Raw genomic sequence first — 25545 nt, 5'->3', positions numbered from 1 at the left:
CTCCGCGCCTAGGCCCGTACGATCGCGAGGACGGTATCCCGCAGCGACTCGAGGGTCTCGCGGTCCCGGGCCTCTCCGTTGAACCGGAGGAACGGCTCGGTGTTGGACGGGCGCAGGTTGAACCACCAGGTGCCGTCCGCTGCAGAGAACGTGGTGCCGTCGAGCTCGTCGATCGCCACGTCGTCGCCCTCGTACTCCTCGCGCACGCGGGCCACCGCGGCCGCCTTGTCATCGATCTCCGAGTTGATCTCGCCCGAGGAGACGTAGGGCTCATACTCGGCGCCGAGCTCGGAGAGCGGGGCATCCTGGCCGCCGAGGGCCGCGAGGACATGCATGGCGGCGAGCATTCCGGTGTCCGCGTTCCAGAAGTCGCGGAAGTAGTAGTGCGCCGAGTGCTCGCCGCCGAACACCGCGCCCTCCTCCGCCATGACGGCCTTGATGAAGGAGTGGCCCACCCGGGTGCGGACCGGCCGGCCGCCGTCGTGCTGGACGAGTTCCGGGACGGCGCGGGAGGTGATGAGGTTGTGGATGACCACCGGCTCGGATTCGCCGGACGCCTTGGCGCGGGCGATCTCGCGGCGTGCCACGAGGGCGGTGATGGCCGAGGGCGAGACCGGCTCGCCCTTCTCGTCGATGACGAAGCAGCGGTCCGCGTCGCCGTCGAACGCGAGGCCGATGTCCGCCCCGTGCTCCACGACCGCCTTCTGCAGGTCGCGCAGGTTCTCCGGCTCGAGGGGGTTGGCGGGGTGGTTCGGGAACGTGCCGTCGAGCTCGAAGTACAGCGGGACGATGTCCAGTGGAAGCCCCGGCAGGAGCTGGTCGCCGAGGACTGCCGGGGTGGTCATGCCGGCCATGCCGTTCCCGGCGTCCACGACCACCTTGAGCGGCCGGATCGCCGAGAGGTCCACGAGCCGGCGGAGGTAGGCGGCGTAGTCCGCGAGGACGTCCCGGGTGCCCACGGTGCCGGGCTGCTCCACCGCGGCCACGGAGCCGGCCGCGAGGTACGCCTCCGCCGCGGCCTGGATCTCCTTCAGGCCCGTCTCGGACGAGACGGGCTGGGCACCGGCCTTGGCCATCTTGATGCCGTTGTACTGGGCCGGGTTGTGGCTCGCGGTGAACGTGGCACCCGCGGCGTCGAGCGCGCCGCATGCGTAGTAGAGCTCGTCGGTCGAGATCAGGCCCAGTGTTTCGACGTCTGCTCCGCGGGCCGCCGCGCCCTTCGCGAAGGCGTCGATGAAGTCGGGGGAGGAGGGGCGCATGTCCCCGCCCACGAGCACTCGCTGGCCGCCCAGGCCCAGGACGTCCACGAACGCGGCCCCGACGGCCTCGACGATCGTCGCGTCGATGGTCTGCCCGACGATCCCGCGCACGTCGTACGCCTTGAACGAGGCGGAGAGATCGGGGGCGGTTCGGCCGGTGGCTTCTGGGGCTTTCGCGTTGCTGGTCACGGGGTGATTCTACTGGGGCGCCTCCGACAGTTCTCGGCGAGGCCGGCGGACCCAGTGGGCTCCCTTGAACGCACGACGGCGCGTCCCCGCGCAGTGGGGGACGCGCCGTCGTGCGGGCAGTGACCGGAGGTCAGTAGGCCTTGACGCGCTGCTCGACGATGAGGTGGATCAGCGCGAACGTCTTGTCCTCGTCGATCGCCCGGAGGGCGGCCTCGAGGGCTGCGGGGACGTCCGCATCCTTCTCGACCCGGATGCCGAACCCGCCGAACGCCTGTGCCATGAGGGCGAAGTCGGGGTTCTTCAGCTGGGTGCCCGAGATGCGCTCGGGGTACTGGCGCTCCTGATGGGAGCGGATGGTGCCGTACTCCTGGTTGTCCATGACGACCACCAGCGGAGTGGCGCCATACTGCGCGGCGGTGGCGAGCTCCTGGCCGTTCATGAGGAACTCGCCGTCGCCGGCGATGGTCACGACCCGGCGGCCCGGGTACGCGAGCGAGGCCGCGATGGCCGACGGCACGGAGTAGCCCATCGAGCCGTTGCGTGCCGAGATCATCGAGCCGTAGCGCTGGGTGGGGAAGTAGCGGTGCGCCCAGTTGGTGTGCTCGCCGGCGCCGAGGGTCACCATGGCGTCCTCGGGCAGCGACGCCACGAGGTTGGCCATGAGCGTGTCCATGCGCGCCTGGCCCTCGGACGGGGTCGCCGACGGCGGTGTGGAGAACTTCTCCTGCTCGCCGCGCATGCGCTCGGTCCAGGCCTTCCACTCTTCGCGCACGGGCAGGTTCATGAGGGCGAGGTCGCGGACGAACACGTCCGGCTTCGCGACGATCTGGTGGGTGACGGGGCCCGAACGGCCGCGCAGGGACGGGTCGATCGTGACGAGGAAGTTCTTCTTGGACCAGTCCTGGCGGGCGAGGTAGCCGTCGGTGATGACGTCGCCCGGGACGGTGCCGACGAACACGAGGAGGTCCGTCTCCTCGAGCAGGTTGTACGTGGGCTTGGGGCGGCCATAGCCGATCGGGCCCACGTAGGAGGGCGAGTCGAAGGGGATGGTGCCCTCGCAGCGCCACTCGGCCGCGGCCGGGAGGTGGTGGTCCTCGAGCCAGTTGGTCAGCGTCGTGGCGCCCTCTTGGGTCCAGTCGTTGCCGCCCACCACGAACAGGGGCTTCTCGGCCTCGCCGAGCGCGGACTTGAGGGCCTTCCAGTCGTTGACCGTCATGCCTCCGGGGGCCACGGGGATGACCGGGTGCAGCGTCGCGTCGATCTCCTCGCGGATGACGTCCTCGGGCAGGCCTACGACGACGGGCCCGGGGCGCCCGCTCATGGCGGAGAACATGGCCTCGGCCACGACCTCGGAGGCGCGTTCAGCGGCGTCGAGCACCATGACGCGCTTTGCCCCGGTGTCGAACCAGGACTTGATGTCGAACTCCTGGAACGCCTCGCGCCCGCGGTGGGCGAACGGGATGAGGCCCACGAAGAGCACGAGCGGCGTCGAGTCCTGCCATGCGGTGTGCAGGCCGACATGGGCGTTCGCGGCGCCGGGACCGCGGGTGACCATGGCGATGCCGGGGAGCTGGTTCATCTTGCCGTCGGCCTCGGCCATGTAGGCGGCGCCGCCCTCGTGCCGGCACACGATGGTCTCGATGTCGGACCGGTAGAGCCCGTCCAGAACGTCCAGGTACGACTCGCCGGGGACCACGTAGGTCCGCTTCACGCCGTGGGCGGCGAGCGAGTCGACGATCACGTGGCCGGCACTCTTGCGCGCCGGCTGCGCCGCGGTCTGGCCGGAGGCCTGTTGCGCGGCAGGGGTCTGGGCATCAGTCAGGGGCGGCACCGTTGCCGTCATGTCACGTTCCTTCTCTTGGCACTGAGATATCACCACGGTAACGGTCGGCAGGACCCGCGGTCAGCGAAGAGTGTCAGAGGTCACCGCCATACTTGACGCATGGCCGGGACGACGAGGGAAAACATCCATTCAGCGGAAAATGTGACGGATCGTGACGCGGAGCACGACGCCGGTCGCGGCCCCGAGCCGGACGCGCAGGGGGGACTGCGGGCCGAAGCGCTCGCCGTCCTGCGCACGCTGGTCGGCCGCGAGGATGCGGCCTTCCACCCGGGCCAGTTCGAGGCCATCGAGGCCCTCGTTGCGAGCCATCGGCGCGCGCTCGTGGTCCAGCGCACGGGATGGGGCAAGTCGGCCGTCTACTTCGTCGCATCCCTGCTTTTGCGGGCCCGCGGGGCGGGGCCAACGCTCATCGTCTCCCCGCTCCTCGCCCTCATGCGGGACCAGGTGGCCGCGGCGGCGCGGGCCGGTGTGCGCGCCGTCGCGATCAACTCCGCCAACCGGCTCGAGTGGGACGAGGTGCACGCCGCTCTGGAGGCCGACACGGCGGATGTGGTGCTCATCTCGCCCGAGCGCCTCACCAACCCGGGTTTCCGCGAGCAGCACCTGCCCGAGCTGCTTGCCCGGACCGGGCTCCTCGTGGTCGACGAAGCGCACTGCATCTCGGACTGGGGCCACGACTTCCGTCCGGACTACCGCCGCATCGCCGCGCTCATCGGTGAGCTGCCCGAGTCCGTTCCCGTCCTGGCCACCACCGCGACCGCCAATGCCCGCGTGGTCCGGGACATCGAGGAGCAGCTCGGCGCGGGCGTGCTCACCCTCCGTGGGTCCCTCGGCCGGGAGTCGCTGCGCCTCGGCGTCCTGCGCCTGCCCGATGCCGGGCATCGCCTCGCGTGGCTCCTCGCCCACCTCGAGGACCTGCCGGGCAGCGGGATCATCTACACCCTGACCGTCTCCGCTGCGGAGGACACCGCCAGGATCCTCTCGGAGGCCGGCCACCGCGTTCTGGCGTACACCGGGAAGACGGATACCGAGGACAGGGAGCGGGCAGAGCAGCTCCTGAAGGACAACGAGGTCAAGGCGCTCGTCGCCACGAGCGCCCTCGGCATGGGCTTCGACAAGCCGGACCTCGGATTCGTCGTGCATCTCGGGGCCCCGTCGAGCCCTGTCGCGTACTACCAGCAGGTGGGCCGCGCCGGGCGCGGCGCCGCCAACGCCGACGTGCTGCTCCTGCCCGGGCCCGAGGACCGCGACATCTGGCGGTACTTCGCCACCGCCTCGATGCCCGACGAGGGCAAGGCGCAGGCGGTCATCGCCGCGCTCCAGGAGTCGGGGCGACCGCTGTCCACGGTGGCCCTCGAGGCCCTCGTCGAACTGCGCCGCACCCAGCTCGAGCTCCTCCTCAAGGTCCTCGCGGTGGATGGCGCGGTGGAGCGGGTGGGGGGCGGCTGGCAGGCCACGGGCCAGCCCTGGGAGTACGACGCCGAGCGGTATGCCCGCATCGGCGAGGCCCGTGTGGCCGAGCAGGATTCGATGGTGGTGTACGAGGAGACGGCCGGATGCCGCATGGAGTACATCACGAGCGTCCTCGACGACGAGACCGCCGCACCCTGCGGTCGGTGCGACAACTGCGCGGGCCGGTGGTTCCCTGACAGCGTGGATCCCGGCCTGCTCGACAGGGCCGGCAGCCAACTCCGCCACGCCGGCGTACCGATCGAGCCCCGCGCCCAGTGGCCCTCCGGCATGGACAAGCTGGGCGTTCCCGTGAAGGGCAGGATTGCCGCCGACGAGCAGCTTGCCGAGGGCCGGGCGCTGGCTCGCCTCACCGACCTCGGCTACGGCGGCCCCCTGCGCGAGCTCTTCGCCGTCGGTGCCCCGGACGCGCAGGTTCCCCCGGCGCTCGCCCGCGCCTGTGTCGAGCTGCTCTCGGCATGGGCCCGTGGCGACGCGGCCGCCGGTGCGTGGAGCGGCGTGGGGCGCCCCGCCGCCGTCGTGAGCGTCCCCTCGGCGACCAGACCGCAGCTTGTCGACTCGCTCGCGCGCGGCATCGCGCAGGTGGGGCGGCTGCCGTACCTCGGTGCCCTGGAGCGGACGGCCTCCGCCCGGGCCGGGCAGGGGGGCGGCAACAGCGCCTTCCGGCTCGCTGGGGTGTGGAGCGCATTCGACGTCGGCCCGGACCTCCGCTCTGCGCTCGCCGGCGTGGCGGGTCAGCCCATTCTGCTGGTCGACGACCTCGTCGACACCCGGTGGACGGTCACAGTGGCGGGTCGGATGCTGCGCCAGCATGGGGCCGGAGCCGTCCTGCCGCTCAGCCTCGCGCAGGCGGGGTGACTCCAACGTGACGCGGCGCACGTCAAGAAATGATCACGGAATGGTCACGTTTCGGTAGGGTGGTACAGACCATCGCCCAAGAACCCAGGAAGGGCCCTCGTGAGCCGCTTGGCCCCGCCGACCGCCCGACACGTGGCGATCCTCGCCGTTCTCGTCGGCGCTCTCGGCCTCGTGCTCTCGGCCCTCCTCGTCCAGGGTTCCGCGCCGGCCACCGCCTCGACCGCGTCCCCGAGTGTCACCGGATCGGGCACCCCGAGCCCGTCGCCGTCCGCGAAAGCCGCTGCGGCGGCCCCTAGCCCCACAGCGCAGGTGACGCTCGAGCGCGTGGACTGCGACACCGTACGGCTCTCCGCCGCATCCGGCTCCGCTACCCCCTTGGAGTACCGCGTCACAGATGAGTCGGGGAGGGCGGTCACGTCCGGCACCTTCACGGGATCCGTGTCCATGACGCTGTCCCTCTCCACGGGCCACGAGTACACGGCGACGGCTGAAGACCCGGCGACAGGCGCGACCCTGGCCAGTTCGGGAGTGACCAGCCTCCGGCAGGCGTGCACGGTCTCGGTTGCGGCGGATGCTCCCGGATTCGCGGACCCCTGCGGCACGGACCGCGACGCGGTCCAGGTACCGAGGATCATCGGGGTCGACTACGTCTCGGGCGGATCGGTCCTCGTCCCGGGCGTCAACGCGGCGACGGGGACGGTCACGGTGGAGGCCGTGGCCCGTTCCGGGTACACCGTGACCGGGCCCTCGCGCTGGACCCACACCTTCACGGCCGATCCCTGCCTCGCGGCTCCCGAGCCCGCAGCGCCCGCCGGAACCGGACCGGGCTCGGCCGCCTCGGTTCCGTCTCCCCCCGGCATCCCGGGCGGCCCATCGGCCGCCCCCACTCCCGACAGCCCGTCGTCCGCGGGAGCACCGGGTTCCTCACGGAACGAACCAGACGTCCACGCCGACCCCCAGCCCGCCGTGCAGGCCTCGGTCGGCACTCCCGGCCCGATCGCGTGGGGGATCATGATCGCCGTCGCCCTCGCCGGGGGAATCGTGTTCTGGCTCAAGACCCGTCACTGACCGGCGCGGGACCGGCGGCGCGTCCGCCGACGCCATCCGCGCACTGACGTCGCCGCGGCGCCCTCACGCGGGCGGGAAACGAGGAACGCCCCCGGATCAGATCCGGGGGCGTTCCTCTCGTTTCAGTCGGCGGAGACGGGGGGATTTGAACCCCCGGTCCAAGTTTCCCCGGACCCTTCATTAGCAGTGAAGTCCATTCGGCCGCTCTGGCACGTCTCCTTGCTGTCGCCAGCCTGACAAGCGTACCCAAGTTCTCGCTGGCAACGCAAAGCGGGCCTCGAGGGGCCCGGTTCAGCCACCGGTGGCGAGCGTCCCCGTCAGTGCCCGCCAGAGGAAGCTCTGGCTGCGGGCCTGCAGTGCGGCCGCCTGCCGGTTGTCGGAGGCACCTGCGTGCCCGCCCTCCAGCGCCTCGTGGAACCACACGTTCGGGATTCCCATGGCCTCCATGCGGGCCGCCATCTTGCGGGCCTGGACCGGCCCCACCCGGTCATCGGAGGTCGCCGTCCAGATGAACGTGTCGGGGTACTCCACGCCGTCACGCAGGAGGTGGTACGGCGAGAACGTGCGGATAAACTCCCACTCCTCCGGCTTGTCCGGGTCGCCGTACTCGGCGATCCACGAGTAGCCGGCGGAGAGCTTCGTGTAGCGGCGCATGTCCAGGAGCGGCACCCCGCAGGAGATGGCCGCGAACAGCTCGGGGTAGTGCACGAGCATGTTGCCCACGAGCAGGCCGCCGTTGGAGCCGCCCGAACAGCCGAGGTGCGCCGGCGAGGTCACGTCACGGCGGATGAGGTCCTGCGCCACCGCGGCGAAGTCCTCATAGGCCCGGTGACGGTTCGCCTTGAGGGCCGCCTGGTGCCAGGCAGGCCCGTACTCGCCCCCGCCGCGGATGTTCGCGACGACGTACACGCCGCCCTTCTCGAGCCACGCCCGTCCCACCGTGCCCGAGTAGGCGGGCGTCCTCGCGATCTCGAACCCGCCGTACCCGCTCAGCTGCGTCGGGGCCGTGCCGTCCAGCTCGAGGCCGCGGGGAGAGATCTGGAAGTACGGCACCTTCGTCCCATCCTGCGAGACCGCGAAGTGCTGCTCCACCTCGAACCGGGACTCGTCGAAGAACGACGGCGCTCGCTTGACGTCCGCGTGGCCCCCGCCGAGGGTGCCGCGCAGCAGGGTGGTCGGGGTGAGGAAGCCCGTCACGACAAGCCAGTAGTCGTCCCCGGCCTCGGGGTCCTCGTCGTCGACGGCATAGCTCTCGACGAGGTGGAGCGGCGGGCAGGCGTCGAGCACGGACGGCGACCACGCGCCGTCGTCCGGGGTGAGAATGCGGATCTCCGAGGACACGTCGCGCAGGAGGTTGAGCATGAGGTGGTTCTTCGTCCACGACCAGGACTGCAGCGAGGTGTGCTCGTCCGGTGCGAAGAGCACCGTGATGTCCCGGGAGCCGCCCATGAACTGCTCGAAGTCCGCCGCGAGGAGCGAACCGCCCGCGACGACGCGTTCCGTCCCGTCGGGGCCGTCCAGCGTCCAGTCGCGCTGAGGCCGGAAGAGGATCCACTCGCGGTGCAGGTCCACGTCCACGTCGGTGGGCACGGGGATGGGAGCCCAGGCGCCGTCCCGCCACACAGAGTGCTGCGCGTCGAAGAAGCTCATGCGGTCGCTCGCGATGATCCGCTCGAAGCCGGGGGTGTCGTCGAAGCCGGCGCTGGCCATCATGTGCTCCGCCGGGACCTCGAAGATCACCTCGGCGTCCGCGAGGTCGGCCCCTCGGGGAAGCTTCCGGACGATGCGCGGGTAGCTCGAGGTGGTGACGGCGTCCTCGCCCAGTGTCGAGGAGACGAGCAGCGTGTCCGCGTCCAGCCAGTCCACGCCGCCCTTCGCCGGCGGGAGCACGAACCCGCCGCCGGCCGGGTCGATGAATCGGCGGTCCTCGACGTCGTACTCGCGCACGGCGGCCGCGTCGCCTCCGTCGGGGGAGAGGCGCACCATGCAGCGGCGCCATGAGACGCCGTCGGCCGGGCGCAGGAAGCCCGCCCCGCCCCAGACCCACTCGGTGCCCTCGGCCGCGGCGAGGGCATCGATGTCGAGCACCGTCTCCCACTGCGGCGCGTCCGTCACGTAGGACTCCCACGTGGTGCGCCGCCATAGCCCCTTGGGGTGCTCCGCGTCGCGCCAGAAGTTGTAGTACCAGTTCCCGCGCTTGGCCACCATCGGGATACGGTCCGTCGAGTCCATCACCTCGAGGATGCGCGCCTCGAGTTCGGGGTAGTCGCCGTTCTCGAGGAGCTCCTCGGTGCGCGCGTTCTGCTCGCGCACCCAGGCGAGCTGGTCCTCACCATGGATGTCCTCGAGCCACAGGTTCTCATCGACGGGCTCCTTGGCGCGCTCGGGGAGCATGGTCGTGGGCGCGGCGGGCTCTGGCGAGGGGGCACTCATGGCGCTATCCTTGCACGCTCGTGCCTCCACCGCGCGGGATAAGCTCAGCCCTATGGTTCGGCGAGGTGTGCTGCGGGTCGCGGTGATCGGAGGCGGCCCCCGGGGCGCCTCGGCCGTCGAGCGGCTCCTCGCGGTGTACGCGCACGACGGCGCGGGCTCGCCGAGGCTGGAAGTCACCGTCTACGACCCCTACCCGGCGGGTCCCGGGAAGGTCTGGCGCACCGGGCAGCCGCGGCTGTTCCTCATGAACACCCAAGCCTTCTACCCGACGCTCATCCCCAGCGAGCCGGGCCTCGCCCCGCCGCTCGCAGGCAGCAGCTTCGATGAATGGCGTGCCGCCCAGCGCTCGGCGATCGACGCCGGCACCTCGTCCCTGGACGCCGATGAGCAGGCCGAGCTCAAAGACCTCGAATCCCGGGACTTCCCGCCGCGGGCGCTCTACGGCCGCTATCTGGCCACGACGTGGGACTCCCTCGTCGCCGCCGCGCCGGCGGGCGCCACGGTGCGGCACGTTTCGGCGGAGGTCGGACGGGTGGGCCGCACGCCGCACGGGTTCGCCGTGACGTGCCTGAACGGCCGCGCCCAGGAGGCGGACGCCGTCGTGCTCGCGCTGGGCCACGTGCCCGCCCAGCTGAACCGCGAGCAGCGCGCCCTCGCCGACGCCGCCGCGCGCCTGGACCTGCACTACCTGCCGCCGGCCGCGCCGGCGGACGTGGACTGGGAGCAACTGCCGGCCCACGAGACCGTCCTGGTCCGTGGCATGGGCCTGAACTTCTTCGACGTCATGGCCGCCTTGACGCTCGGCCGCGGCGGCCGATTCACCGAAGGGCCGGACGGACGCCTCGTCTACACCGCGTCCGGACGCGAGCCGCACATCGTCGCGGCCTCCCGCCGCGGCGTTCCGTACCGCGGCAAGGCCGAGCTCGACGCCTACTACGCGCCGTCCATCCAGCTGCGCTGGTTCACCCGGGAGGCTGCGCTCGCGCCGAAGCGCGCCGGGATCCAGCCCTCCTTCGACCAGGATCTGTGGCCGCTCCTGCACCGCGACACCCTCTGGGCGTACTACTCGACGCTGGCCCGCGTGGAGCCCGAGGCGCTGTCCGCGGGCTTCCTCGAGGGGCTCGCGGCGGTGCTCGCCGTGGAGGGGGCCGGGTGGGAGCCTCGCGCGTCGGAGGTGGTGCGCAGCGGCGTCGCGCCGGCGCGGCGGCTCGACCTCCGCGCGCTCGGCGCGCCGCTCGCAGGCTGGCACGCCCGCGACCGTGCTGAGCTGGACCACCGGGTCCTCGAGCACCTCGACGAGGACGCCGCCGGGTCCGCGGCCGGCGAGGACGACCCCCTCAAGATGGCGATCGCAGCCCTGCACCGCGGCCGCGCCGTGCTCAAGGAGGCCGTCGCGGACGGTGGGATCACTGAGGCGTCGTGGGTCTCCGGCCTGCGCGGCTGGTTCGAGGGGCTCGTCGAGGGGCTCGCGAGCGGGCCCCCGGCGGAGCGGATCCGGCAGCTGGCCGCCCTCATGCGGGCCGGTGTGGTGAGCACGGTGGGCCCTGAGCCGAGGTTCTCGATCGACCGCGGCGGTCCGGACGGGCCTGCCTTCACCGCGGCCTCCCCGTGGGTGGGCGGCCCGGGCGTGCGGGCGCGGTGGTTCGTCGAGGCGCTCGCTCCGGCCAATGTCATCGCCCGGGCGGACTCGACGCTCGTCTCGGGCCTCCTCGCGGACGGCCTCGTGCGGCCCCGGTTCCTCGCCGGCGCGGACGGCGTACCCCAGCCGGGATCCGGCCTGGACGTGACGGCACCGCCGTACCGTGCCCTTGACGTCAACGGGCAGCCGGTCGAGGGGCTCTACGTGCTGGGGCTCCAGCTCTCCGCCGTGCAGTGGGGCACGGCCATCGCCGCGGAGGCACACCCGTTCGCGGCACCGGGGGAGGCGCACGACGGCGCCCCCTACCCGAGCGGGCAGCGCACCCTGCGCGACGCGGACGCGATCGCGAGGCGCATCCTCGGTTCCGGGGCCTGATCTAGGCCGGCCGGCCGCCGCGGTGGGTACGGCAACGGCCGGTGCCTTCCGTGCGGAAGGCACCGGCCGTCGTCGTGCGTGCCCCGTGGCGGGCCTCAAGCCCGGTGAAGGTCCCCGGTCAGGTCAGCGGCCGCAGACCTTGGCGTAGTTCTTCACGAGGGAGTCGACCGACTGCTGGGCCCGGTTGCTCGGCCGGTCCAGGTTCAGGCCGAGGTCCAGGCACGAGCCCGCCAGGATCGGCACCGAGATCGGGAGCGTGACCGTGGTCTTCGACTCGAGGGCCGAGGCGACGAGCCGTCCACCCTGCAGCGCGTACGGGACGGTGACGTCGAGGACCGCCTTGCCGTTGACGACGGCGAAGACGCCGAGTGCCCGCGGCTCGCCGGAGGCAGGGTAGTACGTGAGCGAGACCTGCGTGTTCTTGGGCGAGCCGAGAGAGGTGAGGTCGAGGCCCTGCACGGTGACGGAGAGCTTCTGGCCGCCCATGACCGTGGCCGGGGCGTTGAGCACCTCGGCGCTGCGCTTGGCGAAGTCCGGCGAGACCGGCTTGTGGCCGGACAGGTAGCCGATCCACGCGTCCCGGTCGATCAGGCCCGAGTCACGCGTGTTCGCGCCCTGTGCGAAGACGTGGAAGTTGTCCCCGCCCTGCGCGAGGAAACTGAACGTGCCCACGCGATAGGAGCGCTGCGGGTCGAGAGCCTCGTCGTTGACGCGGATCGACGTGATGCGGTCGCCCTCGGCCCGAGTCGCGTCGAACGTGTAGACGAGGTTCTTCGACGTGCCCAGCTGGAGGTAGCTGCGGCTCGGGACGTTGCCCGCTGCGTCGCGCTGCCACTGCTGCTCGAGCATCGTCTTGATCTGTGCGCCTGTGAGCGACGTGGTCCAGAGGTTGTTCACGAACGGCAGGACGGCGTTCGCCTCGGCGTAGGTGATGGTGCCCGAAGGTCGACTGGCACTGGCGTAGTAGAGCTCCGAGCGGAGGCCACCCGGATTCACGACGCCGATCTCGGCACCGCCGAGGCCCGGGTCCTTGAGGGAGTCGAGCAGCGAGTCGGCAACCAGGCCGGCGAGGGTGGACGACGACGAGCGGTCGTCCCGCTTGCCCCCGGAGAACGCGGTGGTGATGTCTGCCGTGACTGCACCGATGGGCGTCCCCCCGATCGCGTCGGCCGCCATGAGTGCCTTGTCCACGATGCCCTGCACCGTGGCGACGCGCGGGAACTGGGCGACCAGATCGGCGTCGGCCGCGGTGGTGCGCTTGACGTTGCCCTGCGAGTACGCGACGACCTGCTTCGTGGCGGTGTCGACGCTCAGGTCGATGCGGCCCACGTTCTCGCCGTAGCTGCCCGTCTGCAGCACCGGGCGGGTCTTGCCGGGCTGGCCCGGGATCGGCGCGTCCCACGCGTACTGCTTGTGGGTGTGGCCCGTGAAGATGGCCGCGACGTCCGCCGACGTCTGTGTCACGAGCTTCGCGAACGCGCCGCCCGCGGCGATCTCCTGATCCAGGGTCGCGCCGTCCGGCGTGCCGGCGCCGGCGCCCTCGTGGTACTCGGCGACGATCACGTCGGCCGTGTTGGTGGCCTTGATCTTGCCCGCAACGCGGTTCACCGCGTCCGTCGGGTCGCCGAAGTCGAGGGTGGCGATCCCGCCGGGCGAGACGAGCGCGGGCGTCTCCTGGGTCACGACGCCGACCACGGCCACGCGCACACCGTTCGCGTCCACGACGCGGTACTCGGGCAGGGCCGGGGTCTGGGTGCCCTTGAGGTACACGTTCGCGCCGAGGTAGTCGAACGCCGCATTCGTGCCGCCGTTGACCACGCGGCCGGTGAGGTCCGCGAAGCCCTTGTCGAACTCGTGGTTGCCCACGGTGCTGGCCTTGGCGTCGAGCGCGTTGAGGACGTCGATCGTCGGCTGGTCATTCTGGCTCGCCGAGGCGAACAGGGACGCCCCGATGTTGTCGCCCGCAGAGAGGAACACGGCGTTGCCGCCGGGCGCCTCGGCCTTGAGCTGCTCGACTGTGCCCGCGAACTTCACGGTGTTGCCGTCGATGCGGCCGTGGAAGTCGTTGATGTTGATGAGGCGTACATCTACCGTGCCCGCGGCCGCTGCCGGGGCGGCGAGCGCCGCAGCGAGCGGGATCGCAGTGAGGGGCGTCGCGGCCAGGGCAGCCGCGACGAACCCGCCGGAGAGCGGGCGGAATCGGTGCTTCACAGTGCTGTTCCTCCAGGGTGAGTTCACTTGGTCTGTCCGGGTGGGTTGCCGGCGTTGGCGGACTTCGAGGTCAGGTCGAAGCCGATCACGAACGGGTCGTGGTCCGAGGACCGGAACGGGCCCGATGTGTAGTAGTCGGTGACGTTGTAGTTGAAGCGGCTGTACTCGAGCGCCACCGATTCGACCGAGTTGATGTTCCAGATGTCCGCGCCGCTCACCGTCGCGTCGGCGGCGGGCGAGGCGAGCACGTGGTCGAGGGAGCCGACCATGCCGCCGAACGCGTATGAGTGCTTGCCGCCGGTGCGCGGTGCCTGGTCGATGTAGCCGGCCGCAGCCAGGACGGCCATCGGATCCTCGTACGCGTACGAGTTGAAGTCGCCCAGGAGGAACACCTTCTGCGTGTTGGCAGCGGTCTTCATCTGCTCGGCGAACGTCACGAGCGCGCGGGCCTGCGCGGTGCGCGCGAGGTTGGACGCGCCCTGGCCCTTGTCCGTGTCCTCGGGAGTGGCCGCGGACCCCTTGGACTTGAAGTGGTTGACGATCGCGACGAACTTGGTCGCGTTGTTGCCGCCCACGGGCTTGAACGCCTGGGCGAGCGGCTGGCGGGCCAACCCGGTGTAGGCGGGATCGTCGAGGATCACCGACTCGTCAATCGGCTGCGCCACGTGCTTCCTGTAGATGAAGGCCGTGCGGATCACGTCTTCCTGCGCGGGCACGACGGCGGGGGTCGGCACGAAGGCCCACGTCGGCTCCCCGGCCGCGGCGTTGAGCGCCCCCACCAGGTTCTCGACCGCCGCATCGCGCGGGAGCCCGAACTTCGCCGAGTTCTCGATCTCCTCGAGCGAGACGATGTCCGCGCCCGAGCCGTTGATGGCCGCCACGATCTTGGCCTGCTGCCGCTCGAAGTTCTCGGCGTTCGCCGCGCCACGGGCGTCGCAGCCGCCGCGCACGGTGACGGGGTTGCCCTCGCGGTCCGTGTAGTACGTGCAGCCCGTGAGCTGGTCCCCGGTCGTGGGGAAGTAGTTGAGCACGTTGAACGTGGCCAGCTTGAGGGTGCCGCCGACGTCCGCCGGCTTGTCCGCGCGGGTGCTGCCGAAGTGGGCGGGCTGCACGGTTGAAGCGTTCGACGGCGTGAGCTGCTCGAGCGGCTGCAGCTTCCACGCGCTGTTGCGCCAGTCGAAGATCGTCTCGCCGGAGAACGTCACTGGTGAGCCGACCCGGACCGGGTCCGTTGCCGTGAGGTACGGGAGGGGCTGGGCCTTGCTGAACGCATCCTTGAGGAAGTTGGTCGTCGCGCCGTCGTCGAGCGTGACTCTACGTGCCGCATTGTCCGCGACCGCGGCGTTGTAGGCGTCCGAGCCGTAGGGGGCGATCGCCGTCGGCTGTACGAGGGCGGATGTGCCCGCAGCGAGCAGGATCTCCCCGTACTGGTTCAGCGAGTAGTTGTCGGTGACCGTGAACGGGCCTTCGGGGGCGACGAGCATTCCCTCAAGCGCTTCCTTCGCCGATTCGGCCAGCGGGAGGGCGAACGGAGTCGCCTTGACCTCCGGTGCAGGATCCGAGAGGACCTTGAGGCCCGCGGCCGAGACGCTCATCTGGGTGAGGTTGAAGTACTCGCTCACTGGTCCGGTGACCTCGACGTAGTCGCCCCGATGCACGCTGCCGGCCGTTGCGGGGGAGTAGACGAAGATCGCGTCCGATCCTGTGCGCTCGGCGGCCGGGGTCCCGCCGGTCCCCGGGGTCTGGATGTAGTAGCCGTTGAAGCCGCCGGTCCCGTAGGCGGCGGTGACCTTGCCGCGGGTTGTGACGGTCTGGCCCGCGAAGGGGCTCGCGGTGCCCGTGCCCTGGATGTCGGCGATGGCCTTGAGGGCCGGTGTGGGATCGGGGGTGGTGCCACCACCGCCGGACGCCGAGTTCTGCGGGGTGATGGTGCTGCTCAGCGTGAAGTCCGCCGAGTTGTCGTCGGTATCCGCGAAGTTCGTGCGATTCAGGCTCTTGACGTCGGTGTTGCCTGCCGGTGCAGCGGCGGCTTTGGTCTCGAACGTGTTCGAGGTGCCGTAGCCGAGGAGATCGGCCACGTCCGGATGGCCGGTGAGGCTGCCGGTGGGGAGTGTGAGGGCCGAGGGCTTGCGGGCCAGGATGAGGGTGCCGGTGGTCCCGGACGGGGTGAGGCCCGAGGTGACGTCCGGGGTGGGCAGCTCAGCGCCGGCCGTGCCGTTGGAATTGCCCGATACGAGGAGGTAGCCGTGCGCCTTGATCTTCTTTCCGGCCAGGGCCACGACCCCGGTTGCGGCGCCGGTACCCGTGGCGGAGCGGTACTGCAGCGACCACGTGCTCAGGTCGACGTCCTGGTCAGAGGAGTTGTAGAGCTCCACGAACTTGTTCTTGAAGGCTGCTCCGGCGCTGCCGCCGGAGAGGTAGGCCTCGTTGATGATGACGGGGTGAGGGGATGCGGGGTCCGCGGCCGTGGCGGGCAGCGCGGTGGCGAGCGAGGCCACGAGGGCTGCCGCGGAGAGCGCCCAGACAGCCCTCCGCCATAGGTGATTTCCCATGGTTCCTTGAACTTTCTCACAGGGGACAGTGGTAGTGCGTGGTCAGCCCACCATCTCAAAGTGAACGAAAGGTTTCACGCAGGGGCAGCCCCTTGACCGGCGTGGCGCAGTCTGGGACGCCACGCCGGTTGAGAACCTCAGCGGTCTTCGGGCCTGATCAGGCCTCGCGATGCTGCATGAGGCGGAAGAGCGCTCCGGTCGGGTCGGTCAGGGCGGCCATCCGGCCGTACGGGGTGTCGACGGGCGGGATCAGCACCGTGGCGCCGAGCCGCGTTGCCGTCTCAACGGTGTTGTCCGTGCTCTCGACGTCCCAGTACACGATCCAGTGGGAGGGCACGCCTTCCGGGAGGTCCGCCGAGGCGTCGTAGATGCCAGCCCGCTGATCGCGGCCGGAGCCGAGGGTCGCGTACCGGAACTCCGGGGTGTCGCTCATGGTCTCGGTCTCCCAGCCGAGCGCCTCCTGATAGAAGGCCAGAGCCGGGCCGAAGGCACGGGTGTGGACCTCGAACCACGCCGGCGCACCCGGCTCGGCCATCTTTTCAAACCCCGTGTGGCCCAGGCTCTGCCAGACGCCGAAGGCGGCCCCTCCGGCGTCGGTGAACACGGCCATGCGGCCTTCGTCGGGGACGTCCATGGGCGCCACGAGAGTCTGGCCGCCGGAGGACTGGACCTTCGCCGCGGTCTCGTCCAGGTCGTCCGACTTCAGGTAGACGGTCCACGCATCGGGTCCTGAGGACTGGCCCTCCATCGGGGCCATGAGGCCAGCCACCGGTGCGCCGTCCTTCGACGCGGTCACGTAGCCGCCGTACTTCTCCTCGTCGCCTACTTCGTAGGTCCATCCGAACAGCGCCGCATAGAAGTCCTTGGCCCGCTCGACGTTGCTCGTCATGAGATCGGTCCAGCAGGGTGCACCGGGGGTCAGGTCTGGCTTGGGCATGAGAGCTCCTCGTGTGGGTGGTCGCTGCCGTGCCGCGGCAGGTCGACTTGGTGGTCTCGGGCCGAACGGGCACGACGCTATGCCGCCCCTCTGACACTTTCAAGCGTTGCCTCAGCCCTGCCCGGGCTGCCCCCGAGCGCCGCAGCCGGCCACCCGCCGTCGTGCGTGCCGTCAGTGCGTAGCTCACCGGAGTCAGTGAGCGCTTCACCCCGGATAACTGCGCACCCGCGCAGCCCTCGCACCTTGAGCTGTGGATAACCCATCATCTGGCCACGCACACACCTCGCGGCATGGCTGAATGGGGCCATGACCAGAAGGCAGCAGCTCCCACCGCATCTGGCCACGGCGTCCTTCACGGTGGCAGAGGCACGCTCGGCTGGCGTGACCGCGTCCCGGCTCGAGGCGGCGGACCTCGTCGTGCCGAGCCGTGGGATCCGCATCCCGGGGGTGTGAAACAGGCCCTGTCCCAGCGCTGCGCTCCCTACGTTCGGTCGATGTATCCGAAGGCCGCGATCGTCCGGCTCGCTCCCCTCACGGCAGCGGTCGTGGCCGCGGCCGGTCGGCGGGGTGCCGCTCGGGCCCGTGAAGCCCTTGCGCTCGTCCGCGTCGGGGCGGACTCGCCGATGGAGACACGACTCCGCCTCGCCCTGGTGAGATCGGGGCTGCCGGAGCCGGTCGTGGGATGCCTCATCGAGGGCGAGAACGGCGAGCACACCTACGTCGACCTGGGCTTCCCGCAGTACCGACTCGCCGTGGAGTACGACGGCGTCCACCACCTCACACCCCAGCAGCAGACCCGGGACGCGATGCGGGCCAAGGAGATCGCCGACGCCGGGTGGCGGCTTCTCGTCATTACCCGCGGGGACATGCGCCACGGTGGCCGGTGGGTCGCGGGTCGGGTGGCAGAGGTGCTGCGCCGTCAGGGCTGGGCAGGGTGAGTGCGCAGCTGTCCCGAGTTGGGTCCGCCCCCACCCCGGCCACCTGCGCACTCACCGCGCCAACCCGCCGTCGTGCGTGCCGGAAACGGACGAACCCCCGGCCGCAAGGACCGGGGGTTCGCGCCGCCGCGAGGGCGGAACGCGGAAGGTAAGGGATTTGAACCCTTGGTACGGGGTTACCGCACACTGGTTTTCAAGACCAGCTCCATAGGCCGCTCGGACAACCTTCCCTGTGCCTAGTAGTGTTTCATAACGCAGTGACCTCATGAAACCGACGTCCCCGCGGGGGAGGAGGAGCACCAGCATGAAGGCCGTCTTCATCACCGAGCCGGGAGGCCCGGACGTCCTTCAGGTGCGCGAGGTCGATGCGCCCGTGGCCGGGCAGGGGGAGGTGCTCATCGACGTTGTCGCCGCGGGCGTGAACCGGGCGGATGTGCAGCAGCGGCGGGGCTTCTATCCTCCGCCGCCGGGCGCCTCGGAGATCCCGGGCCTGGAGGTGTCGGGCCGGATCGCGGGCTTCGGGCCGGATGTGGCCCGGCCGTTCTCGGTCGGCGACAAGGTCGTGGCGCTCCTGGCCGGCGGCGGCTACGCGGAGAAGGTCGCGGTCCCTGCGGAGCAGGTGCTGCGCATCCCGCAGGGAGTGGACCTCGTGACCGCCGCCGCGCTGCCGGAGACCGCCGCCACCGTCTACTCGAACCTCTTCATGACCGCCCAGCTCCAACCCGGCGAGATGCTGCTCATCCACGGTGCGACGGGCGGGATCGGCACCATGGCGGTGCAGATGGCCAAGGCGTTCGGCGCGCGAGTCGCCGCGACCGCGGGGACCGAGGAGAAGGTCTCGACGGCACGGGCGTTCCTCGGCGTCGACGTGGCGATCAACTACCACGAGCAGGACTTCGTGGAGGCGATCCGCGAGGCCACCGGAGGCCGCGGTGCGGACGTGATCCTCGACGTCGTGGGAGCCAAGTACCTCGAGCGCAATGTTGAAGCACTCGCCACGTACGGCCGGCTCGTGGTGATCGGCCTGCAGGGCGGGGCCAAGGCTGAGCTGAACCTCGGCATGCTCCTCAACAAGCGGGCCGCTGTGATCGGCACTGCCCTCCGCCCCCGCCCGGTCGAGGAGAAGGGGGCAATCATGTCCGCGGTCAAGGAGCACGTGTGGCCGCTCGTCGCGGACGGGCGCATCAAGCCCCTCGTCGACAAGGCTTTCCCCCTCGCGGAGGTGGCCGCCGCGCACGAGTACTTCGATTCCGGCGAGCACGTCGGCAAGATCCTCCTCACGATGTAGCCTCGGCGGCGTCGCGGCCCGGCGCCGGGCGCCGCTCGTCGTGCGGACGCTACCGCTCGTCTCTCGCTCGTCCCGACTCTGCGTGATCCGGTGCCCGCCGCCACACGTGCTGGCTATGGTCGAGACCATCCAACACTGTCGCTCGAGGAGGAGCACCATGAGCACCGTCTCACCAGGCGCGGGGGAGGCGCCGGAGACACTCGTCCAGGACCCGGCCCTGCCCCCGGTCGCCGTCGACCCCGCGAAGCTCGAGGCCGAGGAGCGTCGCTGGACCCCGACCAAGATCGCCGTCTGGGTGGCCGTCGCGCTCGTGGGCGGCCTTGCCTGGGTCATGCTCGCGCTGGTCCGCGGCGAGACCGTGAACGCGATCTGGTTCGTCTTCGCCGCGGTCTGCACGTACCTCATCGGATACCGGTTCTACTCGAAGTACATCGAGAAGTACCTGCTCAAGCCCAATGACGTCCGCGCGACCCCGGCCGAGTACAAGGCGGACGGCAAGGACTACGTCCGCACCGACCGGAATGTGCTCTTCGGCCACCACTTCGCCGCGATCGCCGGCGCGGGGCCGCTCGTGGGCCCGATCCTCGCAGCGCAGATGGGCTACCTCCCCGGCACGATCTGGATCATCGTCGGCGTCGTGCTCGCCGGCGCTGTGCAGGACTACCTCGTGATGTTCTTCTCGATGCGCCGCGGCGGCCGCTCCCTGGGCCAGATGGCCCGCGAAGAGCTCGGCGTCGTCGGCGGCACCGCCGCCCTGATCGCGACGCTGCTCATCATGATCATCATCGTCGCGATCCTCGCCCTCGTCGTGGTCAACGCCCTCGGCGAGAGCCCCTGGGGTGTGTTCTCCGTGGCCATGACCATCCCGATCGCGCTCTTCATGGGCGTGTACCTGCGGTTCATCCGCCCGGGCAAGGTCATGGAGGTCTCGGTCATCGGGTTCGTGCTGCTCATGGCGGCGATCATCGGCGGCGGCGCGGTCGCGAACACCGGCTGGGGACAGGCCGTCTTCCACCTCGACCGGCTCCCGATCGCGTGGGGCCTCATCGTCTACGGCTTCGTCGCCGCGGTCCTGCCGGTGTGGCTCCTGCTTGCACCGCGTGACTACCTCTCCACCTTCATGAAGATCGGAGTCATCGCCCTCCTCGCGATCGCGATCATCGTGGTCCGTCCGGAGATCACCGTGCCGGCGTTCAGCGAGTACGCGTTCAAGGACAACGGCCCCGTCTTTGCCGGCGGCCTCTTCCCCTTCCTCTTCGTGACGATCGCGTGCGGCGCCCTCTCCGGCTTCCACGCCCTCATCTCCTCAGGCACCACCCCCAAGCTCATCGAGAAGGAGCGGCAGACGCGCTTCATCGGCTACGGGGGCATGCTCATGGAGTCCTTCGTGGCCATCATGGCGCTCGTGGCAGCGATCTCGATCGACCGCGGCCTGTACTTCGTCATGAACTCACCGGCGAACCTCACCGGGGGCACCGTGGAGCAGGCCGCGACATGGGTCAACGGTCTGGGCCTGGCCGGGGTGGACGTCACCCCGGAGATGCTCGCGGGCACCGCCAAGGACGTCGGCGAGGCGTCGATCGTCTCCCGCACGGGCGGTGCGCCGACCCTCGCCGTGGGCCTGAGCCACATCATGCAGCAGTTCATCGGCGGAGCCGGCCTCGCAGCCTTCTGGTACCACTTCGCGATCATGTTCGAGGCCCTGTTCATCCTCACCGCGGTGGACGCCGGCACGCGCGTGGCCCGGTTCATGCTGCAGGACTCGATCGGCAACTTCGTCCCGAAGTTCAAGGACACGTCCTGGCGCCTTGGCGCGTGGCTGTGCACGGCGGTCATGGTCGCCGGCTGGGGGTACATCCTCATCCTCGGCGTGACCGACCCGCTGGGCGGCATCAACACGTTCTTCCCGCTCTTCGGCATCGCCAACCAGCTGCTCGCGGCGATTGCCCTGGCGGTGGTCCTTGCGATCGTGGCCAAGCGCCGCACCTTCAAGCACCTGTGGGTCGTGGCGCTGCCGCTCGCGTTCGCCGCGGTCGTGACCATCTCGGCCAGCGCGTTCAAGATCTTCTCGCCGGTCCCGGCGGTGGGCTACTTCGCGCAGAACGCGGCGTTCGCCAAGGCGCTCGCGGACGGCAAGACGTCCTTCGGCACGGCCAAGACGGTCGCTGCGATGGAGGCCGTGGTGCGCAACACCATGGTCCAGGGTGTCCTGAGCGTCGTGTTCGTGGTGCTCTCCATCATCGTGATCGTGGCCGCGCTCATCGCAACGTTCAAGGCGTTCCGCGGCGTCGGGATCGGCGCGGAGGCCGACACTGAGGACCCCGCGGTCCCCTCGCGCGTCTTCGCCCCGGCGGGCCTTGTGCCCACCCCGGCCGAGCGCGAGGTCCTCGCCCAGTGGAAGGACGCCGGGCTGAGCACGACGCCGGCGGCCCACCACTGATGCACCCCACACCCGTGCCCTCCGGGGCCGCAGGCAGCGCCGGGCGCACGACGGCGATGGCCGCCGTGCGTTCGGCGCTCGCCAGTGCGCTGAGGTACCTCCGCGGCGTCATGGGCGCCGATGCGTACGAGAAGTACCTCGAGCACCACCGTGCGGAGGAGGCCGCTGGGCGCTGTGCGCTCCCGCCGATGACCGAGCGCGAGTTCTGGCGTGACCGCACGGACCGGCAGGACGCCAACCCCCAGGGCCGCTGCTGCTGACCCGGGGCACATGAGAGTATGGCCGCATGACTTCAACGGGGAACGAGCACACGCCCTCGCCGGGCGGTCAGGACGAGGCTCCCGTGGAGGGGACCCCCGTCGACGGTGCGGCCGCGCAGGACGGCGGGCACGCGCCGTCGTCCGGGCAGTCCCGGGGCAAGCGGTCCAGTCTCCAGGAACTCGTCGACGAGCCGGCCAAGGTCATGCGCATCGGCACGATGATCCGCCAGCTCCTCGAGGAGGTGAAGGGCGCGCCTCTCGACGTGGCCGCGCGCGAGCGCCTCGCCGAGATCCACGAGCGCTCCATCGCAGAGCTCGAAGATGGGCTCGCGCCCGAGCTCGTCGATGAGCTCCACCGCATCTCCCTGCCGTTCTCGGACGCATCGGTGCCCTCCGAATCGGAGCTCCGGGTGGCCCAGGCACAGCTCGTGGGCTGGCTCGAGGGGCTCTTCCATGGCATCCAGACCGCGATCGCCGCCCAGCAGGCCGCACACCAGCTCGCGGCGTCGCAGGTGCAGCTGCGCCAGCTGCCGCCGGGTACGGTGATCGCGCCGGGGGTCATCATCGGGGAGAACGGCGAGCCGCAGCGCGCCCCGCAGGGCCAGGCGCAGCGGGCGGCCGAGCAGGGCCGCGCCGAACACGGCCCCGGCCAGTACCTCTGATCGCCGGAACGCCGATGGGGTTCATCAGGGAGGCCCTCGCGAGCCGCCGAGACGACGCCGAGCTGGGCAAGGGGCTGTGGCGCCGTGCGCACGACCGCTTCCGGCGCGGCCTCGACCGGTACCATCAGGTCCTCGAGGGGATCGACGACGACGGGCTCTACAACGAGCTCGCCGGCATCGCCAACACCCTCGCCGCGCTCCTGCCGCGCGTCCGGGCCGTGTGCATGGAGGCGCAGCGCCGGTCGCCGAGCGACGGGCTCGACATTCCCGGCGAGTTCGCCGCCGTCCACCGCGCGCTCTCGCGGGCGGGGAACGCGCTCGCCACGACGGCCGAGGCGGCGGCCATGCTGCGCCTTGCCGTGGGTCCCGTGCCGATGGGGGCGCTGTCCGTCCAGCGCAGGGCGGCCGCGGTGGTCGAGCACGTCGAAGAGGCTGAGCGGCTCCTGGACCACTGACCCCGCCCGTTCGCGCTGCGCGAAGACGACCCTCAAATCGGTCCTCCCGGCTGCCCGCGGTGGGCCCCCGGTGGCAGGATGGACGCCATGACTACGGCAGAGACCCTGACTTCACCTGTGCTCACGTTCCACGACGGCCGCACCATCCCCCAGCTCGGGTACGGTGTGTGGCAGGTCGAGGACGACGTCGCCGAGCGGGTGGTCGGCGAGGCGTTCCGCGTGGGCTACCGCCACATCGACACCGCCGCCATCTACGGCAACGAGGCGGGCGTGGGCCGCGCCATCGCCTCCTCCGGGCTGGACCGTGAGGACCTCTTCATCACCACGAAGCTCTGGAACGCGGACCAGGGCCGCGACAAGGTGGCCCCGGCCTTCGAGACCTCCTTGGACAAGCTCGGCCTCGACTATGTGGACCTGTACCTCATCCACTGGCTCCAGCCGAAGCGCGGCCTCTACCTCGAGACGTGGGAGGAGTTCGCGAAGCTGAAGGAGTCCGGCCGCGTCCGCTCGATCGGGGTCTCCAACTTCACGGTCGACGCGCTCAAGGAGATCGAGCGCGAGACCGGCGTGGTCCCCGTGATCAACCAGGTCGAGACCCATCCGTACTTTCCGCAGAAGGAGCTCCGGGCCTACGAGCAGTCCAAGGGGATCCTCCACGAGGCGTGGTCGCCCTTGGGCCAGGGCAAGGACCTTCTCGAGGACCAGGTCCTCGGCGATATTGCGAAGAGCCACGGCGTGAGCATCCCGAACGTTGTGCTCGGCTGGCACCTCGCGGTGGGCAACGTGGTGATCCCCAAGTCCGTGACGCCGGAGCGCATCGCCCAGAACTGGACTGCCCTCGCCCTCACCCTCACGCCCGATGAAGTCGAGGCGATCAACGGCTTGGACAAGGGCGAGGACGGCCGCATCGGCGCCAATCCCGCCGAGGCGGACTTCGCCTGACCGGAGCGCTGCCCGCGCTCTCCGCTGGCGCACGACGCCGGCGACTCGCCCTTCGCGGGGGAGTCGTCGGCGTCGTGGGTTGGGGCAGGGAATCATGTGCGGGTTCATGGACTCTCGCGGCGCACGCCGCTAGCGTCGAGTCCATGGCCAACCATGACGAGTCCCAGCACCCGCTTCCCCACGAGGAGGGCTACGGCAGCCCCACACCCGAGGACGAGATGCCCCCCGGCGGCGGCCAGGCTGCCGGTGCCGGGGCAGCGGAGGACGCCACCACCCCCGAGAACGTCTCACCAGAGAAGGTCGATGAGCCGGTGGACATGGACGAGCCCGGCCGGGAGGACCCCGACGAGCGCGCCACCCAGGAGCCGTCGACCGACGCGCCGATCGAGGATGACAACACTGAGGATGACGCGCATCGGGAGTCGTTCTCCTCGGAGTCGGACGATGAAGGGTCCGGCCTCCCGGACTGACAGGCGGACGCCGTCAAGGGCCGTCGGGCGATGAGCCGGGCGGCCCTGCCCGCTGACACACCCGGTACGTCACAGCACGCGGTACTTCTCGGCGTCGGCGGAGCGGAAGACCAGCCCGTTGCCGGGCATGTCGGGATCGGGGGTGATGGTCCCGCCGGAGGGGTCCAGCGTCCCGTCGAAGAGCATGGCCTCGAGGCGCGTGTGGTCGTGGAACCACTCGAGGTGCCGGAGCTCTGGGGCTGCGGCGGCCGGCGCAGCCGAGAGGGCCGGCGCACAGTGCCCCGAGAACCCGAGTCCGTGTGCCCTCGCGACTGCCGCAACGCGCAGCCACCCGGTGATCCCGCCGCATCGCGTGACGTCCGCCTGGAGGCAGTCCACCGCGCCGGACGCGCACATGCGCTGGGCGTCCGCCACCCGCGTGAGGTACTCGCCGGCGGCCACATCCGCTGCGATCCCTCCCCGGACGAGGCGCAGTCCCTCGAGATTCTCGCTCGAGACGGGCTCCTCGAACCATGTGATCCGGGCGTCGCGGGCCGCATCCAGGACGCGTACCGCCTGTTTGGGGGTGTAGGCGCCGTTCGCATCGACGAACAGCTCTGCCTCATTGCCGATGGTCTCGCGGGCCAGCAGCATGCGGTCGATGTCGCGCGCCACGCTGGTGCCCCGGTCTTGGCCGATCTTGATCTTGACCCTGGGAATCCCCTGCCCCTGGACCCAGTCCGTCAACTGGTCGGTGAGCTGCTCGGCGGAGTAGCTCGTGAACCCGCCGCTTCCATACACCGGCACTTCGGTGCGCGCCGCGCCAAGGAGCGTGTGGAGGGCCACTCCGTGCGTCCGCGCGGCGAGGTCCCACAGAGCGCAGTCCACCGCGGACTGGGCATAGGCTCCCGCGCCGGACTGTCCCGCATTGCGCAGCGCACGGGACATCGCCTCGGCACAGGCAGGCACGGCAAGGGCGTCCATGCCCCGGACAGCGGGTTCGAGCAGCTCCTGGATGAAGGAGACGAGTGCGGGGGGCCCGTAGGTGTAGCCGAGGCCGGTGGCGTCGCCCGCGGTTGCCTGCACCACGACGATGGTGGTCGAGTCCCAGGCGAACGTCCCGTCCGCCTCAGGAGCGTCTGTGGGGATGGTGTAGGCCGCGGCGGTCAGCGCCGCGACAGGCACCGGGCTCATCGGGCTGCCCTCTCGCGGTGACTGGCCATGGCGTCCCAGACGCGCTGATGCATCCTGTGGACCACTTCGGATCACTTCCCTCC

Annotated in this window: 18 protein-coding genes, 2 tRNA genes and 1 pseudogene; 12 read left to right on the top strand and 9 right to left on the bottom strand. The window is 70.6% G+C overall.

The features are described from left to right. Positions 1-8: 8 nt before the first annotated feature. Together IE231_RS02560 and IE231_RS02555 are read right to left on the bottom strand one after the other, a co-directional pair. Positions 9-1448, bottom strand: a complete 1440-nt coding sequence (locus IE231_RS02560; RefSeq protein WP_189692391.1) for a phosphomannomutase/phosphoglucomutase — start codon at positions 1446-1448, stop codon at positions 9-11. Positions 1449-1578: 130 nt separating this feature from the next. Further along, complete coding sequence (locus IE231_RS02555; protein WP_189692390.1) at positions 1579-3291, bottom strand: thiamine pyrophosphate-dependent enzyme; 1713 nt, start codon at positions 3289-3291, stop codon at positions 1579-1581. A gap of 204 nt (positions 3292-3495) precedes the next feature. On the opposite strand from IE231_RS02555, the gene IE231_RS02550 reads away from it, so the two are divergent. After that, on the top strand, positions 3496-5619 hold the full coding sequence (locus tag IE231_RS02550; protein ID WP_229866479.1) for a RecQ family ATP-dependent DNA helicase: 2124 nt from the start codon (positions 3496-3498) through the stop codon (positions 5617-5619). A 99-nt stretch (positions 5620-5718) separates the two neighbouring features. Further along, positions 5719-6687, top strand: coding sequence for a hypothetical protein (locus IE231_RS02545; protein ID WP_189692388.1), 969 nt, complete (start codon positions 5719-5721; stop codon positions 6685-6687). A 130-nt stretch (positions 6688-6817) separates the two neighbouring features. Here the strand turns inward: IE231_RS02545 and IE231_RS02540 are convergent. Continuing rightward, positions 6818-6906, bottom strand: a tRNA-Ser gene (locus IE231_RS02540). 72 nt (positions 6907-6978) lie between these two features. Next, positions 6979-9120 carry a prolyl oligopeptidase family serine peptidase gene (locus tag IE231_RS02535; RefSeq protein ID WP_189692387.1) on the bottom strand — a complete coding sequence of 714 codons (2142 nt, stop codon included), beginning with the start codon at positions 9118-9120 and terminating at the stop codon, positions 6979-6981. 52 nt (positions 9121-9172) lie between these two features. Here IE231_RS02535 and IE231_RS02530 point away from each other — a divergent pair, with 52 nt between their 5' ends. Beyond that, entirely contained in the window at positions 9173-11134 is a 1962-nt protein-coding gene (locus IE231_RS02530) for an FAD/NAD(P)-binding protein (RefSeq protein WP_189692386.1), read from the top strand. Positions 11135-11257: 123 nt separating this feature from the next. Here the strand turns inward: IE231_RS02530 and IE231_RS02525 are convergent. The 3 genes and pseudogenes from IE231_RS02525 to IE231_RS02515 form a co-directional block, all read right to left on the bottom strand. Next, positions 11258-13231 (bottom strand): annotated as a pseudogene (locus tag IE231_RS02525) (bifunctional metallophosphatase/5'-nucleotidase); the annotation flags it as partial. 137 nt (positions 13232-13368) lie between these two features. After that, complete coding sequence (locus tag IE231_RS02520) at positions 13369-15897, bottom strand: ExeM/NucH family extracellular endonuclease (RefSeq protein WP_189692385.1); 2529 nt, start codon at positions 15895-15897, stop codon at positions 13369-13371. Between the two features lie 157 nt (positions 15898-16054). Beyond that, positions 16055-16834: a VOC family protein gene (locus IE231_RS02515; protein WP_189692384.1), complete on the bottom strand. Its 780-nt coding sequence runs from the start codon at positions 16832-16834 to the stop codon at positions 16055-16057. A 306-nt stretch (positions 16835-17140) separates the two neighbouring features. Between IE231_RS02515 and IE231_RS02510 the strand changes: the two genes are divergently transcribed. Together IE231_RS02510 and IE231_RS02505 are read left to right on the top strand one after the other, a co-directional pair. Next, positions 17141-17287: a hypothetical protein gene (locus IE231_RS02510; protein WP_189692383.1), complete on the top strand. Its 147-nt coding sequence runs from the start codon at positions 17141-17143 to the stop codon at positions 17285-17287. Positions 17288-17328: 41 nt separating this feature from the next. Continuing rightward, positions 17329-17772: an endonuclease domain-containing protein gene (locus IE231_RS02505; protein WP_189692382.1), complete on the top strand. Its 444-nt coding sequence runs from the start codon at positions 17329-17331 to the stop codon at positions 17770-17772. Positions 17773-17914: 142 nt separating this feature from the next. On the opposite strand, the gene IE231_RS02500 is transcribed toward IE231_RS02505, so the two are convergent. Then, positions 17915-18002, bottom strand: a tRNA-Ser gene (locus IE231_RS02500). Positions 18003-18076: 74 nt separating this feature from the next. Here IE231_RS02500 and IE231_RS02495 point away from each other — a divergent pair. The 7 genes from IE231_RS02495 to IE231_RS02465 all read left to right on the top strand — a co-directional run bounded on the left by IE231_RS02495 (position 18077) and on the right by IE231_RS02465 (position 24289). Then, entirely contained in the window at positions 18077-19060 is a 984-nt protein-coding gene (locus IE231_RS02495; RefSeq protein WP_189692381.1) for an NAD(P)H-quinone oxidoreductase, read from the top strand. Between the two features lie 157 nt (positions 19061-19217). After that, positions 19218-21500, top strand: a complete 2283-nt coding sequence (locus tag IE231_RS02490; protein ID WP_189692380.1) for a carbon starvation CstA family protein — start codon at positions 19218-19220, stop codon at positions 21498-21500. A 56-nt stretch (positions 21501-21556) separates the two neighbouring features. Further along, positions 21557-21760, top strand: coding sequence for a YbdD/YjiX family protein (locus IE231_RS02485; RefSeq protein WP_189692648.1), 204 nt, complete (start codon positions 21557-21559; stop codon positions 21758-21760). Positions 21761-21786: 26 nt separating this feature from the next. Then, positions 21787-22422 carry a bacterial proteasome activator family protein gene (locus IE231_RS02480; protein WP_189692379.1) on the top strand — a complete coding sequence of 212 codons (636 nt, stop codon included), beginning with the start codon at positions 21787-21789 and terminating at the stop codon, positions 22420-22422. A gap of 14 nt (positions 22423-22436) precedes the next feature. Further along, complete coding sequence (locus tag IE231_RS02475; protein ID WP_189692378.1) at positions 22437-22877, top strand: hypothetical protein; 441 nt, start codon at positions 22437-22439, stop codon at positions 22875-22877. 87 nt (positions 22878-22964) lie between these two features. Next, positions 22965-23819: an aldo/keto reductase gene (locus IE231_RS02470; protein ID WP_189692377.1), complete on the top strand. Its 855-nt coding sequence runs from the start codon at positions 22965-22967 to the stop codon at positions 23817-23819. Positions 23820-23962: 143 nt separating this feature from the next. Beyond that, entirely contained in the window at positions 23963-24289 is a 327-nt protein-coding gene (locus tag IE231_RS02465; protein ID WP_189692376.1) for a hypothetical protein, read from the top strand. A gap of 69 nt (positions 24290-24358) precedes the next feature. Here IE231_RS02465 and IE231_RS02460 read toward each other — a convergent pair whose 3' ends face one another. Further along, positions 24359-25462, bottom strand: a complete 1104-nt coding sequence (locus IE231_RS02460) for an enolase C-terminal domain-like protein (protein ID WP_189692375.1) — start codon at positions 25460-25462, stop codon at positions 24359-24361. Positions 25463-25545: the final 83 nt, after the last annotated feature.

The organism is Sinomonas cellulolyticus, from assembly GCF_014656475.1.
Taxonomy (GTDB): domain Bacteria; phylum Actinomycetota; class Actinomycetes; order Actinomycetales; family Micrococcaceae; genus Sinomonas; species Sinomonas cellulolyticus.
Note: the sequence above shows the minus strand (reverse complement) of the source record. Positions and strands in the feature narration are given on the sequence as shown.

Coding starts and splice junctions, on each gene's coding strand:
- IE231_RS02505 (WP_189692382.1), top strand. CDS start 17,329: ATGTATCCGAAGGCCGCGATCGTCCGGCTCGCTCCCCTCACGGCAGCG.
- IE231_RS02460 (WP_189692375.1), bottom strand. CDS start 25,462: ATGAGCCCGGTGCCTGTCGCGGCGCTGACCGCCGCGGCCTACACCATC.
- IE231_RS02490 (WP_189692380.1), top strand. CDS start 19,218: ATGAGCACCGTCTCACCAGGCGCGGGGGAGGCGCCGGAGACACTCGTC.
- IE231_RS02485 (WP_189692648.1), top strand. CDS start 21,557: ATGGCCGCCGTGCGTTCGGCGCTCGCCAGTGCGCTGAGGTACCTCCGC.
- IE231_RS02465 (WP_189692376.1), top strand. CDS start 23,963: ATGGCCAACCATGACGAGTCCCAGCACCCGCTTCCCCACGAGGAGGGC.
- IE231_RS02495 (WP_189692381.1), top strand. CDS start 18,077: ATGAAGGCCGTCTTCATCACCGAGCCGGGAGGCCCGGACGTCCTTCAG.
- IE231_RS02530 (WP_189692386.1), top strand. CDS start 9,173: ATGGTTCGGCGAGGTGTGCTGCGGGTCGCGGTGATCGGAGGCGGCCCC.
- IE231_RS02520 (WP_189692385.1), bottom strand. CDS start 15,897: ATGGGAAATCACCTATGGCGGAGGGCTGTCTGGGCGCTCTCCGCGGCA.
- IE231_RS02470 (WP_189692377.1), top strand. CDS start 22,965: ATGACTACGGCAGAGACCCTGACTTCACCTGTGCTCACGTTCCACGAC.
- IE231_RS02535 (WP_189692387.1), bottom strand. CDS start 9,120: ATGAGTGCCCCCTCGCCAGAGCCCGCCGCGCCCACGACCATGCTCCCC.
- IE231_RS02480 (WP_189692379.1), top strand. CDS start 21,787: ATGACTTCAACGGGGAACGAGCACACGCCCTCGCCGGGCGGTCAGGAC.
- IE231_RS02510 (WP_189692383.1), top strand. CDS start 17,141: ATGACCAGAAGGCAGCAGCTCCCACCGCATCTGGCCACGGCGTCCTTC.
- IE231_RS02475 (WP_189692378.1), top strand. CDS start 22,437: ATGGGGTTCATCAGGGAGGCCCTCGCGAGCCGCCGAGACGACGCCGAG.
- IE231_RS02555 (WP_189692390.1), bottom strand. CDS start 3,291: ATGACGGCAACGGTGCCGCCCCTGACTGATGCCCAGACCCCTGCCGCG.
- IE231_RS02515 (WP_189692384.1), bottom strand. CDS start 16,834: ATGCCCAAGCCAGACCTGACCCCCGGTGCACCCTGCTGGACCGATCTC.